Source organism: Pseudomonas khorasanensis (assembly GCF_014268505.2).
Classification (GTDB): Bacteria; Pseudomonadota; Gammaproteobacteria; order Pseudomonadales; family Pseudomonadaceae; genus Aquipseudomonas; species Aquipseudomonas khorasanensis.
On sequence record NZ_JABWQP020000004.1, the window covers coordinates 155,623 to 173,025 of the forward strand.

The following is a 17,403-nucleotide window of genomic DNA, read 5'->3' on the forward strand; positions in this document are numbered from 1 at the left end:
AGTCTTTAGTGACCGGCAGTTTTAGAGAATAGTTGGATTACCACGACACCGAGCACGATCAACGCCATCCCCAGCATCGCCGGAACATCCAGCTTCTGCCCGTAAATGAACAGCGCCGCGACGCTGACCATGACAATACCCATGCCCGCCCATACCGCGTACGCAACACCCACGGGCACCGTGCGCACCACCAGCGTCAGCATCCAGAAAGCGATCCCGTACCCGACGATGACAAGAATCAATGGCAGCGGCGTGCTGAAGCCTTTGACCGCTTTCATCGAAACGGTGGCTATCACTTCGGCGCAGATGGCAATGGCCAGATAGACGTAGGCGTTCATGGTGTCAGTCCTCAAATACTTCGTTGTTCGTTGAGGCGGCATTCTAGAGAATCGACAGATGGGGTAAAGTCATTACCTATCTGTTCTGTAGATGGGTTGGTAAAGCCGCATGCAATGGAATCTCGATCAATTGCGCATCTTTGTTGACGTCGCCGAACACCGTTCGTTCTCCGCCGTGGCGCGTCGACAACGCAAGGCGCAGTCGGCCATCAGCAGCGCCGTTGCCATGCTTGAAGAAGATTTGGGCGTCAGCCTGTTCGAGCGTAGCAGCGGCCGCCAGCCGAGCCTCACCGAGGCAGGCGCGGCGCTACTTGAAGAAGCGCGGGAAGTGTTGCGTCAATGCGAGCGCCTCAATGGGCGCGCCATGGCGATGCTGCGCGGCCAGGAAGCGCAGTTGCGGGTGGCGCAGGACGAGGCGATGCCGTATCAGGCGCTGGTGGACAGCTTCGGCGAACTGGCCGAGCAGTTTCCCAGCCTGGAAGTGCAACTGACCAGCGCCGCCCAAGGCGAAGTCGCACGCAAACTGGTCGAGCGCCGTGCCGACCTTGGCCTGTTGTTCTATCACGACGAAATCCCTGAAGCCCTTGAACGCCGCGTGCTTGGCAGCGTCGAGATGGTCACGGTCTGTGGCGTCAATCATGCGCTGGCCAAGCAGCCTTACGTGACGTGCCAGCAACTGGCGCAACATCGGCAACTGTTGATGTCGACGCAAACCAGCGTCTATCCCGGTCACGAGCCGGCCAGCCCGCACGTGTGGCGCGCCGACAGCTTCTACGTCATGGCCGAATGGCTGGTGCGCGATCTCGGCTGGGCCTGGCTGCCGCGCCACGTGGTGCAGTATTCGGCCTATCAGGGCGTGATGGTTGAACTGGACAGCGAATGGACGCCGCCGGCGCTGGTGGTCGAACTGGTCTGGCGCCGTGATGAGCCGCTCGGCCCGGCCGCCCGCTGGCTGGCTGAACGTTTTGCCGTGCACTTGCGGGCGATCGGCGATAAAAGCCGATAAACTCCGCCGCCATGAATAGAACTCTCTACACCGCGCTGTTTTACCTGGGGCTGCCATTGGTGGCGATTCGGCTGTGGCTACGTGCGCGCAAGGCGCCGGCGTATGCCAAACGGATTGGCGAACGCTTTTCCATCGGGATGCCGATGTTGCAGCCCGGCGGCATCTGGGTGCACGCCGTGTCGGTGGGCGAAAGCATCGCTGCGGCGCCGATGATTCGCGCGCTGCTGCAGCGATACCCACAGCTGCCGATCACCGTGACCTGCATGACGCCGACCGGCTCTGAGCGAATCCAGGCGCTGTTCGCCGGCGAGCCACGCATCCAGCATTGCTATCTTCCTTACGACTTGCCATGCGCAGCGGCGCGTTTTCTTGATCGGGCGCAGCCGAAGCTGGCGGTGATCATGGAAACCGAACTCTGGCCGAACCATATCCACCAGTGCGCCAAACGCGGCATCCCGGTGGCGCTGGCCAACGGACGACTGTCCGAGCGCTCGGCCAAGGGTTACGGCCGCTTCAGCAAACTCACCGCACCGATGCTCGCCGAAATGAGTCTGTTCGCCGTGCAGACCGAAGCCGAGGCCCAGCGCTTCCGCAATCTCGGCGCGCGGCCGGAAACGGTCGACGTGACCGGCTCGATCAAATTCGACCTGACCATCGACCCGCAATTGCTGCAACGGGCCAGCGAGCTGCGCAATCAATGGCAGGCGCAAGAGCGCCCGGTGTGGATTGCTGCCAGTACCCACGAAGGTGAGGATGAAGTGGTGCTCGACGCCCACCGTCGCCTGCTGACCAATCACCCGGATGCGTTGCTGATTCTGGTGCCGCGTCACCCGGAGCGCTTCAATTCGGTGTTTGAGCTGTGTGAGCGGGAAGGCTTCGCCACGGTGCGCCGTTCGAGCGGTGCCAATGTCGATGCGCAAACGTCGGTGCTGCTCGGCGACACCATGGGTGAGTTGCTGTTTCTTTATGCTCTGGCTGACAGCGCCTTTGTCGGCGGCAGCCTCGTGCCCAACGGCGGGCACAATTTGCTGGAGCCTGCGGCATTGGCGAAGCCGGTGATCAGCGGCCCGCATTTGTTCAACTTTCTCGACATCGCCGCGCAGTTGCGCGACGCCGGAGCGCTGGTCGAAGTGGACGATGCCGAAGGCCTGGCGATTGAAGTGCAGCGCTTGTTCGAACTGCCGCGTGACGCGCAGCGCATGGCCGAGGCCGGGTTGGCGGTGATGCGTCGTAATCAGGGCGCGTTGGAGCGCTTGCTGGATGGCTTGGGCAGATTGATCAGCTGAAGATCTGTGGCGAGGGAGCAAGCTCCCTCGCCACAGGTCTGGCGTTGGCTCTGAGATTCAGGGTCTGGCGCGCAGTTGTGCTTCGGCCGCTGACGCAAGATCCGGCGGCAGGAAATCCTTGTCCGGGTTGTAGTCGGCTTTCAGGTAGCGCCGCAGGTCTTCAAGGTCTCCCGGATTCAACGTCCCCGCCGCCTGCTTCAGGCGCAGGTTGTCGAGGATGTAGTCGTATCGGGTGTTGTTGTAGTTGCGCACCGAGGTGTACAGCTGACGCTGGGCATCGAGCACGTCGACGATGTTTCGCGTCCCGACCTGGTAGCCGATTTCCGTAGCTTCCACCGCGCTCTGGTTGGAAATGATCGACTGACGGCGCGCCTGGACCTGCTCGACATCGGTGTTGACCGCGCGGTGCAGATTACGGGTGTTTTCCACCACTTGCCGACGCAAGGCTTCGCGCTGTTGCTCGGTTTGGTCAAGCCGCGAATAGGACTCGCGAACCTGAGAGCTGGTCAATCCGCCGCTGTAGATCGGGATGTTCAGTTGCAGGCCCAGCGTGCTCTGCTCGACGTTGCCGCCGTAAGGTGCGCCGAACGAGTTAGGGTTGGCAAAGCCGAGGGCATCGTTGTCGCCCTTCTCGTATTTGGCCACCGCATCAAGGGTCGGCAAGTGGCCGGCCTTACGCTGCTTGAGGGTTTGCTCAGCGGAACTGACCGCATAGTTGCTGGCGAGCAGGTTGAGGTTTTGCCGAGCCGCCGTGTCGACCCAGGATTTCGCATCGTTCGGTGCTGGCGGCAGGATTGGCAGCGTGTGGACGATGCCCTGAATCGAGTTGTACTGACGGTTGGTCAGGGTGATCAGCGCTTGAAACGCATCATCGACCTGACGCTGCGCGACGATCCGGTTGGCCCGTGCGGTGTCGTAACTGGCCTGCGATTGCAGCACGTCGGTCTTGTCCGACAGGCCGACATCGAAGCGTTCGTTCGACTGATCAAGCTGACGTTTGAACGCGGCTTCTTCTGCCTTGGTCGAGGCGAGGTTGTCCTGACTGCGCAGCACGTTGAAGTAGCTTTCGGCGGTTTGCAGAATCAGGTTCTGCTCGGTGGCCGACAGCTGCAGCGCGGCTTGTTCATTGACGTCCTTGGCGGCCTGATACTGGAACCAGCGATCGGCGCGGAACAGCGGCTGAGCGAGTGTCGCCTGATACGAATGGGCGCTGCGGTTGGCGATGGCCGAAGGCTGGTCGATCGAGGTGCGCACATCGGCCACTTCAGCGCCACCGGAGAGGTTCGGCAGCAGCCCGGCACGCGCCTGTGGCACCACTTCTTTCTGCGCGCCGTACTGGGCGCGAGCCGCCGCCAGGTCGGCGTTGTTGTCGACCGCTTCCTGATAGACGCTGACCAGATCGGTACGGGTCGACAAGGGCGCTTCCGCTGCCCAGGCCATTGCGTTGGACGCACAAGACACGGCAACAGCCAGTGAAAGTTTGCGCAGCATGAGGCGATCCCTAGCATGAATATTATGGAAGTAATCCGGGCGCCAAAGGTAAGGCGCAGCCCGCGCAGCGTCAAGGCCTGGCAGGGCAAGGCGAGTGTAGTTGCGCATTGGTCCGGCAACAATCGGGCAGCCTGTGTATTTACGCCATTCATCAAGGCGTTCGCTGCGGTGTTGGCGTTCTGCACGGGTTGTGTCTAGACTGGCCGGGTTCTTGTCGGGGTGCCTTGCTATGAGGCTGAGATCGAATAATTTCGGATCCCGTTGAACCTGATCAGGTTAGCGCCTGCGTAGGGAACAAGATTTCTCGTCACCCGGCGAGTCCTCTTGTGCTTCGTCCGGGATATTGTTCGACAATCGAACGCTCGACGACGATGCACAGCACCAGTCCTGGTGCGTCCGTGCCTTTCAGGTTCTGCTCCGACAATCCACTGCCTGGATGCTGTCTGGAGAGCCCGTGATGACGACTACAAAATCAAAAAACGCGATCTACCTGAGTGACTCGGCCAAGGTCGACGAACAATCGGTCAAGCCGTTCACCCGTTCGCAAAAAGTCTACGTTCAGGGCTCGCGCCCGGACATCCGCGTACCGATGCGTGAAATCTCCCTTGACGTGACCCCGACCGACTTCGGCGGTGAAATCAACGCCCCCGTCACCGTTTACGACACCTCCGGCCCCTACACCGACCCGAACGTGGTGATCGATGTGCGCAAGGGCCTGGGCGATGTGCGTTCGGCGTGGATTGACGACCGTGGTGACACCGAACGCCTGAGTGGCCTGAGTTCCAACTTCGGTCAGGAGCGTCTGGCCGACCCGGAGCTGACCAAGCTGCGTTTCGCCCACGTCAACAACCCGCGCCGTGCCAGGGCTGGGGTAAACGTCAGCCAGATGCACTACGCGCGCAAGGGCATCATTACCGCCGAGATGGAATACGTCGCCATCCGCGAAAACATGAAGCTGCAAGAGGCCCGCGCTGCCGGCCTGTTAAAGCAGCAACACGCCGGCCACAGCTTCGGCGCGAGCATCCCGAAAGAAATCACCCCTGAGTTCGTCCGCGAAGAAATCGCTCGCGGTCGCGCGATCATTCCGGCCAACATCAACCACGTCGAACTGGAACCGATGATCATCGGCCGTAACTTCCTGGTGAAGATCAACGGCAACATCGGCAACAGTGCGCTGGGTTCTTCGATCGAAGAAGAAGTGGCGAAACTGACCTGGGGCATTCGTTGGGGTTCGGACACGGTGATGGACTTGTCCACCGGCAAGCACATTCACGAAACCCGCGAATGGATCATCCGCAACTCGCCGGTGCCGATCGGTACCGTGCCGATCTATCAGGCCCTGGAAAAGGTCAACGGCGTGGCCGAAGACCTGACCTGGGAGTTGTTCCGCGACACGCTGATCGAGCAAGCGGAGCAGGGCGTCGATTACTTCACCATCCATGCCGGCGTGCTGCTGCGCTATGTGCCGCTGACCGCCAAACGCGTGACCGGCATCGTTTCCCGTGGCGGTTCGATCATGGCCAAGTGGTGCCTGGCGCACCACAAAGAGAACTTCCTTTACACCCACTTCGACGAAATCTGCGAAATCATGAAGGCCTACGACGTCAGCTTCTCGCTGGGCGATGGCTTGCGTCCGGGCTCGATTGCCGACGCCAACGATGAGGCGCAGTTCGGCGAACTGGAAACCCTCGGCGAGTTGACCAAGATCGCCTGGAAACATGACGTCCAGTGCATGATCGAAGGCCCCGGCCACGTGCCGATGCAGTTGATCAAGGAGAACATGGACAAGCAGCTCGAGTGCTGCGACGAGGCGCCGTTCTACACCCTCGGTCCGCTGACCACCGACATCGCACCCGGTTACGACCACATCACCTCCGGTATCGGTGCGGCGATGATTGGCTGGTTCGGTTGCGCGATGCTGTGCTACGTGACGCCAAAGGAACACTTGGGCCTGCCGAACAAGGATGACGTGAAAACCGGCATCATCACTTACAAGATCGCCGCCCATGCCGCGGACTTGGCGAAAGGGCATCCGGGCGCGCAGATCCGTGACAACGCCCTGAGCAAGGCACGTTTCGAATTCCGTTGGGAGGACCAGTTCAACCTCGGTCTCGACCCGGACACCGCCCGTTCGTACCACGACGAAACCCTGCCAAAGGATTCGGCGAAAGTCGCGCATTTCTGCTCGATGTGCGGGCCGAAATTCTGCTCGATGAAGATCACTCAGGAAGTGCGTGAATACGCCGCCAACCAGCGGATCGAAGCGGTCGATGTGGACGTCGCCAAAGGCCTGGCGGAACAGGCCGAACGGTTCAAGAAGGAAGGCAGTCAGCTGTACAAAAAAGTCTGATCTGACCTGAGGTTGATGGTGCCTGTGCTGGCCTCTTCGCGAGCTTGCTCGTGAAGACGTCAGAACCGGCACCGAAGCTCTCAATGACAAAAATATTCGTCTGAGATAACACCCTTGAGCATTCAACCCAGTACCTATTCCCCCGACCTCGCCGTTCCCGCCGACCGGCGTGTCTTCGGCGGTCGCGATCTGTTTTCACTCTGGTTTTCCCTCGGCATTGGCCTGATGGTCTTGCAGACCGGCGCATTGCTCGCGCCGGGTCTGGGCCTGTCCGGTTCGTTGCTGGCAATTTTCCTCGGCACGCTGGTCGGCGTGCTGCTGCTGGCCGCCGTTGGCGTGATTGGCAGCGACACCGGTCTGTCGTCGATGGCAGCACTGAAACTCAGCCTCGGCAGCAAAGGCGCAAGCCTGCCGGCGCTGCTCAATCTGCTTCAGCTGATCGGTTGGGGTTCGTTCGAAATCATCGTCATGCGCGACGCCGCCAGCCTGCTGGGCACCCGTGCGTTCAGCGAGGGGTCGCTCTGGGCGAATCCGATCCTGTGGACGTTGTTCTTCGGTGCACTGGCCACGTTGCTCGCCGTGAGCGGGCCGCTGACCTTCGTGCGGCAGATTCTGCGCAAGTGGGGCATCTGGCTGTTGTTGGCCGCTTGCCTCTGGCTGACCTGGAACCTGTTCGCCAAGGCTGATCTGGCCGCACTCTGGGCGCGGGCCGGGGACGGTTCGATGCCGTTCGCCGTGGGCTTCGACATCGCCATCGCCATGCCGCTGTCGTGGCTGCCGCTGATCGCCGACTATTCGCGGTTCGGCAAACGCGCAAAAAACGTGTTCGGCGGCACGGCGGTGGGCTTCTTTATTGGCAACTTCTGGCTGATGAGCCTTGGCGTTGCGTACACACTGGCGTTTGCGCCGAGCGGTGAAGTCAATGCGCTGCTGCTGGCGCTGGCTGGGGCCGGTCTGGGCATTCCACTGCTGTTGATTTTGCTCGATGAGTCGGAAAACGCGTTCGCCGATATTCATTCGGCGGCGGTGTCGAGCGGGATTCTGTTGCGCTTGAAGGTCGAGCATCTGGCTTTGGCCATCGGCGTGATCTGCACGCTGATTGCACTGCTGGCGCCATTGGCGCAGTACCAGAATTTTCTGCTGCTGATCGGCTCGGTGTTTGCGCCGCTGTTCGGTGTGGTGCTGGTGGATCACTTTATCTTGCGCAAGCGCAGCGCTCAGGTCGCGTCAGCCGCATTGCGCTGGCCGGCGTTGTTGGCGTGGCTGGGGGGTGTCAGCACTTACCACTTGCTGGCAAATTTGTACCCGGATGTCGGCGCCACCCTGCCGGCGCTGGTGCTGGCAGGGTTGCTGCAACTCGTCCTGGGTCGGGCTTTCAGTTACGGCCCGGAAACAGCTCGGGCTTGAGAATGCCGTTCAGGCGCGGGTAAGGAATCTTCAGTTCGACGTGGCCCAGCGCGTAAGGCGCGATGGTGGTCACGTCGTACTTGAGGATCACGCCGCCATAGGTCAGCGCCACGTGAGGAGTCTTCACGAACGGCCAGTTCGCGACGAACTCCGCCTCCTGATCGAGCTTGGTGCTGATCAGCCAACTGTTGTGCGCTACCTGCGCCGCTTTCCAGAACGCCTCTTCCTGACCCGGCAGCAACATGTCGGACAGGTTCAGCACCTTGTGCTGCTGGCGCGAATAGTTGATGAAACCGCGGCCCGGTGTGCCATGGGCGCCGCCAGTGTCGAGGTAGCTCGACAGCTCAATGATCACCAGTCCGTCATGCTGCTCGCGTACTTTGGCTTGCAGGTAGCTGCTGTTGCGCGGGCCGGCGCTGGCCAGAAACTGCTCGCGGTAGGCCGCCAGGGTCGGCGCCACCGGGGCGTTTTTCTCGGTGCGGGTCATTTGCAGCAGGCGTTTTTCGATGATGCCGTCCAGGGGCGGCTCGTCCGGGAAACGCAGGGTGTCGATGTTCACCAGCGGGCAATCAGCATCGGAGCAGCCGGGCTTGAGTTGTTCTGAAGCGTCGCGGCTGGTTTCCAGCGGCGTGCGGTAGTTGGGTTGAAACAGGCTGGCACAGGCGCCCAGGGTCAGGGCAATAGCGGCCACAGAGGCAATTTTGAAAAGCGACATGGGCGTCCTTTCGAAAGCAGGGGAAGGCAAAAAGTTACCGCTTCGACTCTCAACGAGGCAGTCAGTTCGCCACTAAGCTAATTAGAGTGGGTTTCACCGTCACCGTCCATCCCGCTGAGGGTAAAGGGGCTGCATCAAACGGTGCGGGCGCGTTAGGATGGCGCGAAGTCGAGGTTGCCGGTCAAACACAGCAACCTCGTAATGGATGTGCAGTAAAGAGGATGCTTATGACCGATTTTGCCAACGCCATTCCGACCGCAGTCGATATCGTGCGGCGCGAAAAATGCTACGAGGGTTTCTACAAACTCGACCGTGTGCACCTGCGCCATGAATTGTTCGCCGGTGGCATGAGCCGCGAGATCAACCGTGAAATTTTCGTGCGCCACGATGCCGTGTGTGTGCTGCCCTACGACCCGCAGCGTGACGAAGTGGTGCTGATCGAACAGTTTCGCGTCGGCGCGCTGGGCAAGGCCGACAACCCTTGGCTGGTCGAACTGGTCGCCGGTCTGATCGACAAGGATGAACAACCGGAAGAGGTTGCTCACCGCGAAGCGCAGGAGGAAGCTGGGCTGGACATCAAGGCTTTGTGGCCGATGACCAAATATTTCCCGTCGCCGGGCGGCAGCAACGAGTTCGTGCATTTGTATCTGGGGCGTTGCAGCACCGAGGGCGTCGGTGGTTTGCACGGGCTGGAGGAAGAGGCAGAAGACATTCGCGTGACGGTCTGGGCATTTGAAGATGCTTTGCAGGCGGTCCGTGACGGACGTATTGCCAATGCGGCGAGCATCATCGCCCTGCAGTGGCTGGCGCTCAATCGCGCCGAAGTGAGGGGGCTATGGTCGTAAACAAGCTGCGCGATCGTTATCGAGTCGACCTCGTGGGGCTGCAAGCCGCCTGCGAGGCCAACTACGCGCGCTTGATGCGACTGCTGCCGGACATGCGCAATGAACCCGAGGCACGGCGCATCGCCGTGACCCAGGGCGAGCAGATGCTCGGTGTTCTGGCCCTGGAAGTGTTGCAGACCTGTCCGTACACCACTACGTTGCGAGTGCGTCAGGAACACAGCCTGCCATGGCTGCCGGTGCCGCAACTGGAAGTCCAGGTCTATCACGACGCGCGCATGGCCGAAGTCATCAGCGCCGAACATGCACGGCGCTTTCGCGGTATCTATCCTTACCCGAATGCCGCGATGCATCAGCCGGATGAAAAGGCTCAGCTCAACGTGTTCCTGGGGGAATGGCTGAGTCATTGCCTGGCGTTAGGGCATGAATACGAAGTCGTACGCTAGTTGTGAACTGCGTCCGGTTCGGCGATTTCCCCTTTGCATGATCCCCCAGCATAATTGCGGCACCCATCGATTCCGTGCCTTTGCCCCGGGAGAACGCCTTGCCCAGCGTATCCACATTGACCACCGCAGCCCCGGCGCTGCTGGTGCAGTTGTCCGACAGCCACTTGTTCGCCGAAGCGCACGGCACGCTGCTGGGCATGAAAACCCGCGAGAGCCTGCAAAAGGTTATCGACCTGGTGTTGGGGCAACAGCCGAAGATTGATCTGGTTCTGGCCACCGGGGACATTTCCCAGGACGGCACGCTGGAGTCTTATCAGCAATTTCGTCAGATGACCGCGCAAATCGATGCGCCGGCACGCTGGATTCCCGGCAACCACGACGAGCCGATGGTCATGGCGCAAGCGACGGTGCAGAGCGCATTGCTGGAACCTGTGGTCGATATCGGCAACTGGCGGGTGACCCTGCTGGATTCGGCCGTACCGGGTTCGGTGCCCGGGTATTTGCAGGACGATCAATTGCAACTGCTGGCCCGCGCGCTGAGCGAAGCGCCGGAGCGCCATCATCTGGTGTGCTTTCACCATCATCCCGTGTCGATCGGCTGCGCGTGGATGGAGCCGATCGGGCTGCGCAATCCTGAAGCGTTTTTTGACGTGCTGGATCGTTTTCCGCAGGTCCGCGCGGTGTTGTGGGGGCATGTGCATCAGGAAATCGACCGTGAGCGCAATGGCGTACGGCTGATGGCTTCGCCCTCCACCTGTATCCAGTTCGAGCCGGGGAGTGTCGACTTCAAGGTCGGCGAGCAGGCGCCGGGGTATCGCTGGTTGCGGTTGTGGCCGGATGGACGCCTGGAAACCGGCGTGGAGCGCGTTACTGGATTCGACTTTCAGGTTGATTACGGTTCCAACGGTTACTGAGGCCATACGGGCCTCTTCGCGAGCAGGCTCGCTCCCACAGGGAAACGCGTTTCAATGTGGGAGCGAGCCTGCTCGCGAAGGCGGCCGCACAAACACCCACGATTGCTCTGACTCCCTGTAAACTCCGCTATCTTTCGCCGACAGCCAGGGAGCTCAAATGTCCGGTTCGATCCTCTATATCCACGGTTTCAACAGCGCGCCGGCCTCTAAAAAGGCCTGCCAACTGGTCGCGGTCATGGAGCAACTGGGTTTGAGCGACCAATTGCGTGTTCCAGCCCTGCATCACCATCCGCGTGAAGCCATCGGTCAGCTGGAGCAGGCAATCGCCGAGCTGGGCCGGCCGTTACTGGTGGGAAGCTCGCTCGGCGGCTACTATGCGACTCACCTGGCCGAACGGCATGGCCTCAAAGCCCTGTTGGTCAACCCGGCGGTCAGCCCGCACCGGATGTTCGATGGTTATCTGGGCACGCAGAAAAACCTCTACACCGATGAATCCTGGGAATTGACCCACGACCACGTCACGGCGCTGGCCGAACTGCAAGTGCCGGCACCGCAGGATCCGCAGCGCTATCAGGTCTGGTTGCAAACCGGCGATGAAACGCTGGATTATCGCCTCGCCCAACAGTATTACCGTGCCTGTGCCTTGCGCATTCAGGCCGGCGGCGATCACAGCTTTCAGGGTTTTGCCCGGCAATTGCCGGCGTTGCTGAGTTTTGCCGGCATTGGCGCCGATGTGTATCAGGCAATCGATTTCACCGCGTTGTGAAGTCTTGCCCCTCTTTCATGAATGACTGACGACGAGACCTTATGGCCACTCCCAGCGCTAGTTCTTATAACGCCGACGCCATCGAAGTCCTCTCGGGCCTCGACCCGGTGCGCAAACGCCCCGGCATGTACACCGACACCAGTCGGCCGAACCACCTCGCCCAGGAAGTCATCGACAACAGCGTCGACGAAGCCCTGGCTGGCCACGCCAGATCGGTGCAGGTCATCCTGCACGCCGACCACTCGCTGGAAGTCAGCGACGACGGCCGTGGCATGCCGGTCGACATTCACCCGGAAGAGGGCGTGTCGGGCGTCGAACTGATCCTCACCAAACTCCATGCGGGCGGCAAGTTCTCCAACAAGAACTACCAGTTCTCCGGCGGCCTGCACGGCGTGGGTATCTCCGTGGTCAACGCCCTGTCGACCGAAGTCCGGGTGCGGGTGAAACGCGACGGCAACGAATACCAGATGACTTTCAACGACGGTTTCAAAGCCTCCGAGCTGGAAATCGTCGGCACCGTTGGCAAGCGCAACACCGGCACCAGCGTGTACTTCGCGCCGGACCCGAAATACTTCGATTCGCCCAAATTCTCCATCAGCCGCCTCAAGCACGTGCTCAAGGCCAAGGCTGTGTTGTGCCCGGGTCTGTTGGTCAGCTTCGAAGACAAAGGGACTGGCGAGAAAGTCGAATGGCATTACGAAGACGGTCTGCGCTCGTATCTGGTCGATGCCGTCAGCGAATTCGAGCGTTTGCCGAACGAGCCGTTCTGTGGGGTTTTTGCCGGTAACAAGGAGGCGGTCGACTGGGCGCTGCTGTGGCTGCCGGAAGGTGGCGACGCGGTGCAGGAGAGCTACGTCAACCTGATCCCGACGGCCCAGGGCGGTACCCACGTCAACGGCTTGCGTCAGGGCCTGCTCGACGCCATGCGCGAGTTCTGCGAATTCCGCAGCCTGCTGCCGCGTGGGGTGAAGCTGGCGCCGGAAGACGTCTGGGAACGCATCGCTTTCGTTCTGTCGATGAAGATGCAGGAGCCGCAATTCTCCGGTCAGACCAAGGAGCGCCTGTCCTCCCGTGAAGCGGCGGCATTCGTTTCAGGTGTGGTCAAGGACGCGTTCAGCCTGTGGCTCAACGCCAACCCGGAAACCGGTCTGGCGTTGGCGGAGCTGGCGATCAACAACGCTGGTCGTCGTCTCAAGGCGAGCAAAAAGGTCGAGCGCAAACGCGTGACCCAAGGCCCGGCGCTGCCCGGCAAACTGGCCGATTGCGCCGGGCAGGACCCGATGCGTTCCGAACTGTTTCTGGTCGAAGGTGACTCCGCCGGCGGTTCTGCCAAGCAGGCGCGGGACAAGGAGTTCCAGGCGATCCTGCCGTTGCGCGGCAAGATCCTTAACACCTGGGAAGTCGACGGCAGCGAAGTGCTCGCCAGCCAGGAAGTGCACAACATCGCCGTCGCCATCGGTGTCGACCCGGGCGCGGCGGACATGAGCCAACTGCGTTACGGCAAAATCTGCATCCTCGCCGACGCCGACTCCGACGGTCTGCACATCGCCACGCTGCTCTGCGCGCTGTTCGTCCAGCATTTCCGCCCGCTGGTGGATGCCGGTCACGTTTACGTGGCGATGCCGCCGCTGTACCGCATCGACCTCGGCAAGGAAATCTACTACGCCCTCGACGAAGCCGAGCGCGACGGCATCCTCGATCGTCTGGTGGCCGAGAAGAAACGCGGCAAGCCGCAGGTCACCCGATTCAAGGGCTTGGGTGAAATGAACCCGCCGCAGCTGCGTGAAACCACGATGGACCCCAATACCCGGCGTCTTGTGCAACTGACGCTGGGCGAAGACTTTGCCGAAACCTCGGAAATGATGGACATGCTGCTGGCGAAAAAACGCGCCGGCGACCGCAAGACCTGGCTTGAATCCAAAGGCAACCTGGCCGAGGTGCTGGCCTGATGCAGTTTGGCTGGGCCCTGGCCGGTGCCTTGCTGCTGAGCGCAATGAGCGTTTCGGCCGAGCCGCTGCAGGAATTGCGGCTGCTTTCCGGGCATCCGGTCGAGGGCATGCGCGGGGGCAACCTGTCGGGCCTGGCACAGTGCGGCGACGAACTGTGGACAGTCTCCGATCGCGATGACGAGCAGATCTATCGGCTCGATACCCGTGATCAGGTCTGGCAGGCGCAAACCGTGCACATCGACGTGCCGCCAGTGCCCGAGAGCGACTTGCCGTGGGGCTTGAGCTCGCGCACCTGGGCGGCGTCGTTCATTCGTGGTGGCGATCTGGACTTCGAAGGCATCAGCTGCGACAGCGCGGGCAACCGCTACATCGTCAGCGAAGCCCACGCAGCGGTATTGCGGGTGCCAGTCAGCGGCCCGGCGAACTGGCTGAAGATCTCGCCAATGCTGGTTCGCGAGGCGCGGGCGAGCGGCATGCTTGTGCACTTCAACGCGATCTTCGAGGGGCTGGCGATCAACCCGGCGGGCGATCGGATGTGGCTGGCCGCCGAACGGCGAAACCGCGGCTTGTTGATGATCAAGCGCCAGCAGACCGTGTGGGATTGCGATGGTCGTTGCGCTCTGCTCAGTGAAGGTGGCAAGGAGATGCAGCCGTCGCAGTTCCCCAAGGCCAGGGCGGTCGATCGGGATTTCTCCGACATATCGTTGTTCAACGGCAAACTGTTTACCCTTGAACGCAACGCTTTCCAGATTTGCCGTCGCGATGCGCAGACTGCGAAAGTCGAGCATTGCTGGTCGTATGCCGCCGAACTGTTGCAAGCCAACCGCCGTTACTCGCAGAACTACGGGCTGGAAGAAGCGCTGGTTATTGATGCCGAAGGTGCATGGGTCGGTGTCGACAATAACTTCGGTCCGCGTGCCGACGGTGAGGTTCGCCCGATCGTCTGGCGCTTCGCCGCACCAGACGGTGGCTGGAGCGCCAAGTCATGAGCCAGCAACCGCCGGGCAAGCGCGCCGGTCGGGTGCTGATGATCCTCGCCTGGTGCGCGGCGCTGTTCCTCGCGACACGGTTTTTCGGTCAGTGGGAACAGCGCCAGCAGAACCCGAATATCGTGGTGACGTCGGAGCAGGGCGAAGGCTTTATCGAAGTGAAACTGGCGAGCAATGCCCAGGGGCACTTTGTCGCCAGCGGCCAGATCAACGGCGAGCCGGTGGAGTTCATGCTCGACACGGGCGCTACCGACGTGGCGATCCCGGCGGATCTGGCCAAGCGGCTGAAGCTGGAAGAAGGTTTCGGCGTAACCCTGAGCACGGCCAATGGCCTGAGCCAGGGCTACCGTACAAAAATCAACCGCCTGCAATTGGGCGACATCGTGCTGCGCGACGTTCGCGCGCTGGTGGCGCCCGGCCTGCATGGCAATCAGGTGCTGCTCGGCATGAGCGCACTGAACAAACTTGAATTTACTCAGCGCGGTGGCACCATGCTGCTGCGCCAGACAACGAACCGATGAGGCCTGCATGAGCAATCCCCTTGATCTCAGCCTGGACGGTGTAGAACGCCGGTCACTGGCTGACTTCACCGAAAGTGCCTACCTCAACTACTCCATGTACGTGATCATGGACCGCGCGTTGCCGCATATCGGCGACGGCCTGAAACCGGTGCAGCGGCGAATCATCTACGCCATGAGCGAGCTGGGGCTGGACGCCGATTCCAAGCACAAGAAATCGGCGCGTACCGTCGGTGATGTGCTCGGCAAGTTCCACCCCCACGGCGACTCGGCGTGCTACGAAGCGATGGTGCTGATGGCGCAGCCGTTCAGCTATCGCTACACACTGGTCGACGGCCAGGGCAACTGGGGTGCGCCGGACGATCCGAAGTCCTTCGCCGCTATGCGTTACACCGAAGCGCGGCTGTCGCGTTACTCCGAAGTGCTGCTCAGCGAACTGGGCCAGGGCACGGCCGACTGGGGCCCGAACTTCGACGGCACCTTGCAGGAACCGCTGGTGTTGCCGGCGCGCCTGCCGAACATTCTGCTCAATGGCACCACCGGTATTGCCGTGGGCATGGCCACCGACGTGCCGCCGCACAACCTGCGTGAGGTCGCCACGGCCTGCGTGCGCCTGCTCGATGAGCCAAAAGCCACGGTCGAACAGCTCTGCGAGCATATTCAGGGCCCGGATTACCCGACCGAAGCTGAAATCATCACGCCGCGCGCCGATCTGCTGAAAATGTACGAAACCGGCAAGGGGTCGGTACGCATGCGTGCCGTTTACCACGTCGAGGACGGCGACATCATCGTCACCGCGCTGCCGCATCAGGTCTCCGGGGCCAAGGTGCTGGAGCAGATCGCTGCGTTGATGCAGGCCAAACCGTCGAAAGCGCCGCAGATCGCCGACCTGCGTGACGAATCCGACCACGAAAACCCGTGCCGCATCGTGATCATCCCGGTCAACAGCCGCGTCGATCACGAAGCGCTGATGCAGCATCTGTTCGCCAGCACCGAGCTGGAGTCGACCTACCGGGTCAACGTCAACATCATCGGCCTGGACGGCAAGCCACAGCTGAAAAACCTGCGCGCGCTGCTGGTCGAATGGCTGGAATTCCGCGTGCAGACCGTGCGTCGCCGCCTGCAATTCCGCCTCGACAAGGTCGAACGCCGCCTGCACCTGTTGGACGGTTTGCTGATCGCGTACCTCAATCTGGACGAAGTGATCCACATCATCCGTACCGAGGAACACCCGAAAGCCAAACTGATCGAGCGTTTTGCCCTCAGCGAAATTCAGGCCGACTACATACTCGACACCCGCCTGCGTCAGCTGGCGCGACTGGAAGAGATGAAGCTGCGCGACGAGCAGGACGAACTGCTCAAGGAACAGGCCAAGCTGCAAGCCCTGCTGGGCAGCGAAGCCAAGCTGAAGAAGCTGGTGCGCACCGAACTGCTCAAAGACGCCGAAACCTATGGCGATGACCGCCGTTCGCCAATCGTCGAGCGTGCCGAAGCCAAGGCATTGACCGAACACGATCTGCTGCCGAACGAGAAAGTTACCGTTGTTCTGTCGGAAAAAGGCTGGGTGCGTTCAGCCAAAGGCCATGACATCGATGCTACCGGCCTGTCGTACAAGGCGGGCGACGGCTTCAAAACCTCGGCGGCGGGGCGCTCCAACCAGTTTGCCGTGTTCATCGACTCCACCGGACGTAGTTATTCGGTCGCCGCGCATACCTTGCCGTCGGCCCGGGGCCAGGGCGAACCGCTGACCGGCCGCCTGACGCCGCCACCGGGCGCTTCGTTTGAATGCGTGCTGATGCCCGAAGACGATTCGTTGTACGTGATCGCCTCCGACGCCGGTTACGGTTTCGTGGTCAAAGGCGAAGACCTGCAAGCCAAGAACAAGGCCGGCAAGGCCCTGTTGAGTCTGCCGAACAACGCCAAGGTGATTTCGCCGCGCCCAGTGGCTGATCGTGAGCAGAACTGGCTGGCTTCGGTCACGACCGAAGGTCGCCTGCTGATCTTCAAAATCAGCGATCTGCCACAATTGGGTAAGGGCAAAGGTAACAAGATCATCGGCATTTCCGGTGAGCGCGTGGCCAGTCGCGAGGAATATGTCACGGACATCGCCGTCCTTCCGGAAGGCTCGACGCTGGTGTTGCAGGCCGGAAAACGGACCCTTTCGCTGAAGGCCGACGACCTGGAACATTACAAAGGTGAGCGTGGACGTCGCGGAAACAAACTCCCGAGGGGCTTCCAGAGGGTGGATGCGCTGCTCGTCGAAAACCTCAACTAGGCGAGAACGCCCCGCTAGAGGCCTCGATCTACGATTTAAAGCGTAGATCGACGCTTTGGCGCTGGAGTCGGAACGCATATTCACGGATGATATGGCCTTTCAAGCGCCGGC

Annotated in this window: 15 protein-coding genes and 1 riboswitch; of the genes, 12 read left to right on the plus strand and 3 right to left on the minus strand. The window is 61.3% G+C overall.

Going from position 1 to position 17,403, the window contains the following annotated elements:
* Positions 1 to 5: 5 nt before the first annotated feature.
* Complete coding sequence (locus HU727_RS12235; protein WP_016771980.1) at positions 6 to 338, minus strand: DMT family transporter; 333 nt, start codon at positions 336 to 338, stop codon at positions 6 to 8.
* Between the two features lie 109 nt (positions 339 to 447).
* Between HU727_RS12235 and HU727_RS12240 the strand changes: the two genes are divergently transcribed.
* Together HU727_RS12240 and waaA are read left to right on the plus strand one after the other, a co-directional pair.
* Positions 448 to 1,344 carry a LysR family transcriptional regulator gene (locus HU727_RS12240; RefSeq protein WP_186531784.1) on the plus strand — a complete coding sequence of 299 codons (897 nt, stop codon included), beginning with the start codon at positions 448 to 450 and terminating at the stop codon, positions 1,342 to 1,344.
* An 11-nt stretch (positions 1,345 to 1,355) separates the two neighbouring features.
* Positions 1,356 to 2,630, plus strand: a complete 1,275-nt coding sequence (gene waaA / locus HU727_RS12245; RefSeq protein ID WP_186531783.1) for a lipid IV(A) 3-deoxy-D-manno-octulosonic acid transferase — start codon at positions 1,356 to 1,358, stop codon at positions 2,628 to 2,630.
* A 57-nt stretch (positions 2,631 to 2,687) separates the two neighbouring features.
* On the opposite strand, the gene HU727_RS12250 is transcribed toward waaA, so the two are convergent.
* Positions 2,688 to 4,121, minus strand: coding sequence for a TolC family outer membrane protein (locus tag HU727_RS12250; RefSeq protein WP_186531781.1), 1,434 nt, complete (start codon positions 4,119 to 4,121; stop codon positions 2,688 to 2,690).
* Positions 4,122 to 4,326: 205 nt separating this feature from the next.
* Positions 4,327 to 4,432: riboswitch (TPP riboswitch) on the plus strand.
* 146 nt (positions 4,433 to 4,578) lie between these two features.
* On the opposite strand from HU727_RS12250, the gene thiC reads away from it, so the two are divergent.
* Together thiC and cytX are read left to right on the plus strand one after the other, a co-directional pair.
* Positions 4,579 to 6,471 carry a phosphomethylpyrimidine synthase ThiC gene (gene thiC / locus HU727_RS12255; RefSeq protein ID WP_186531779.1) on the plus strand — a complete coding sequence of 631 codons (1,893 nt, stop codon included), beginning with the start codon at positions 4,579 to 4,581 and terminating at the stop codon, positions 6,469 to 6,471.
* A gap of 114 nt (positions 6,472 to 6,585) precedes the next feature.
* Positions 6,586 to 7,878, plus strand: a complete 1,293-nt coding sequence (gene cytX, locus HU727_RS12260) for a putative hydroxymethylpyrimidine transporter CytX (RefSeq protein WP_186531777.1) — start codon at positions 6,586 to 6,588, stop codon at positions 7,876 to 7,878.
* On the opposite strand, the gene HU727_RS12265 is transcribed toward cytX, so the two are convergent.
* On the minus strand, positions 7,847 to 8,593 hold the full coding sequence (locus HU727_RS12265) for an RsiV family protein (RefSeq protein WP_186531775.1): 747 nt from the start codon (positions 8,591 to 8,593) through the stop codon (positions 7,847 to 7,849). The genes cytX and HU727_RS12265 overlap by 32 nt on opposite strands.
* 227 nt (positions 8,594 to 8,820) lie before the next feature.
* Here HU727_RS12265 and HU727_RS12270 point away from each other — a divergent pair, with 227 nt between their 5' ends.
* From HU727_RS12270 to parC, 8 genes are all read left to right on the plus strand, one after another.
* Complete coding sequence (locus HU727_RS12270) at positions 8,821 to 9,438, plus strand: NUDIX domain-containing protein (RefSeq protein ID WP_186531773.1); 618 nt, start codon at positions 8,821 to 8,823, stop codon at positions 9,436 to 9,438.
* On the plus strand, positions 9,429 to 9,881 hold the full coding sequence (locus tag HU727_RS12275; protein WP_186531771.1) for a DUF1249 domain-containing protein: 453 nt from the start codon (positions 9,429 to 9,431) through the stop codon (positions 9,879 to 9,881). The genes HU727_RS12270 and HU727_RS12275 overlap by 10 nt, the downstream gene beginning before the upstream one ends.
* A gap of 98 nt (positions 9,882 to 9,979) precedes the next feature.
* Positions 9,980 to 10,795, plus strand: coding sequence for a 3',5'-cyclic-AMP phosphodiesterase (cpdA, locus tag HU727_RS12280; protein WP_186531770.1), 816 nt, complete (start codon positions 9,980 to 9,982; stop codon positions 10,793 to 10,795).
* Positions 10,796 to 10,952: 157 nt separating this feature from the next.
* Positions 10,953 to 11,561 carry a YqiA/YcfP family alpha/beta fold hydrolase gene (locus tag HU727_RS12285; RefSeq protein ID WP_186531769.1) on the plus strand — a complete coding sequence of 203 codons (609 nt, stop codon included), beginning with the start codon at positions 10,953 to 10,955 and terminating at the stop codon, positions 11,559 to 11,561.
* A 41-nt stretch (positions 11,562 to 11,602) separates the two neighbouring features.
* Positions 11,603 to 13,510, plus strand: a complete 1,908-nt coding sequence (gene parE, locus HU727_RS12290) for a DNA topoisomerase IV subunit B (protein ID WP_186531768.1) — start codon at positions 11,603 to 11,605, stop codon at positions 13,508 to 13,510.
* A complete protein-coding gene (locus HU727_RS12295) occupies positions 13,510 to 14,499 on the plus strand; it encodes an esterase-like activity of phytase family protein (RefSeq protein ID WP_186531767.1) in 990 nt (329 codons plus the stop codon). The genes parE and HU727_RS12295 overlap by 1 nt, the downstream gene beginning before the upstream one ends.
* Entirely contained in the window at positions 14,496 to 15,020 is a 525-nt protein-coding gene (locus HU727_RS12300) for a retropepsin-like aspartic protease family protein (protein WP_186531766.1), read from the plus strand. Before HU727_RS12295 ends, HU727_RS12300 begins: the two co-directional genes overlap by 4 nt.
* A 7-nt stretch (positions 15,021 to 15,027) precedes the next feature.
* On the plus strand, positions 15,028 to 17,292 hold the full coding sequence (parC, locus tag HU727_RS12305) for a DNA topoisomerase IV subunit A (RefSeq protein WP_186531765.1): 2,265 nt from the start codon (positions 15,028 to 15,030) through the stop codon (positions 17,290 to 17,292).
* The last annotated feature ends 111 nt before the right edge of the window (positions 17,293 to 17,403 follow it).

Coding starts and splice junctions, on each gene's coding strand:
- HU727_RS12235 (WP_016771980.1), bottom strand. CDS start 338: ATGAACGCCTACGTCTATCTGGCCATTGCCATCTGCGCCGAAGTGATA.
- HU727_RS12240 (WP_186531784.1), top strand. CDS start 448: ATGCAATGGAATCTCGATCAATTGCGCATCTTTGTTGACGTCGCCGAA.
- waaA (WP_186531783.1), top strand. CDS start 1,356: ATGAATAGAACTCTCTACACCGCGCTGTTTTACCTGGGGCTGCCATTG.
- HU727_RS12250 (WP_186531781.1), bottom strand. CDS start 4,121: ATGCTGCGCAAACTTTCACTGGCTGTTGCCGTGTCTTGTGCGTCCAAC.
- thiC (WP_186531779.1), top strand. CDS start 4,579: ATGACGACTACAAAATCAAAAAACGCGATCTACCTGAGTGACTCGGCC.
- HU727_RS12265 (WP_186531775.1), bottom strand. CDS start 8,593: ATGTCGCTTTTCAAAATTGCCTCTGTGGCCGCTATTGCCCTGACCCTG.
- HU727_RS12270 (WP_186531773.1), top strand. CDS start 8,821: ATGACCGATTTTGCCAACGCCATTCCGACCGCAGTCGATATCGTGCGG.
- HU727_RS12275 (WP_186531771.1), top strand. CDS start 9,429: ATGGTCGTAAACAAGCTGCGCGATCGTTATCGAGTCGACCTCGTGGGG.
- HU727_RS12285 (WP_186531769.1), top strand. CDS start 10,953: ATGTCCGGTTCGATCCTCTATATCCACGGTTTCAACAGCGCGCCGGCC.
- parE (WP_186531768.1), top strand. CDS start 11,603: ATGGCCACTCCCAGCGCTAGTTCTTATAACGCCGACGCCATCGAAGTC.
- HU727_RS12295 (WP_186531767.1), top strand. CDS start 13,510: ATGCAGTTTGGCTGGGCCCTGGCCGGTGCCTTGCTGCTGAGCGCAATG.
- HU727_RS12300 (WP_186531766.1), top strand. CDS start 14,496: ATGAGCCAGCAACCGCCGGGCAAGCGCGCCGGTCGGGTGCTGATGATC.
- parC (WP_186531765.1), top strand. CDS start 15,028: ATGAGCAATCCCCTTGATCTCAGCCTGGACGGTGTAGAACGCCGGTCA.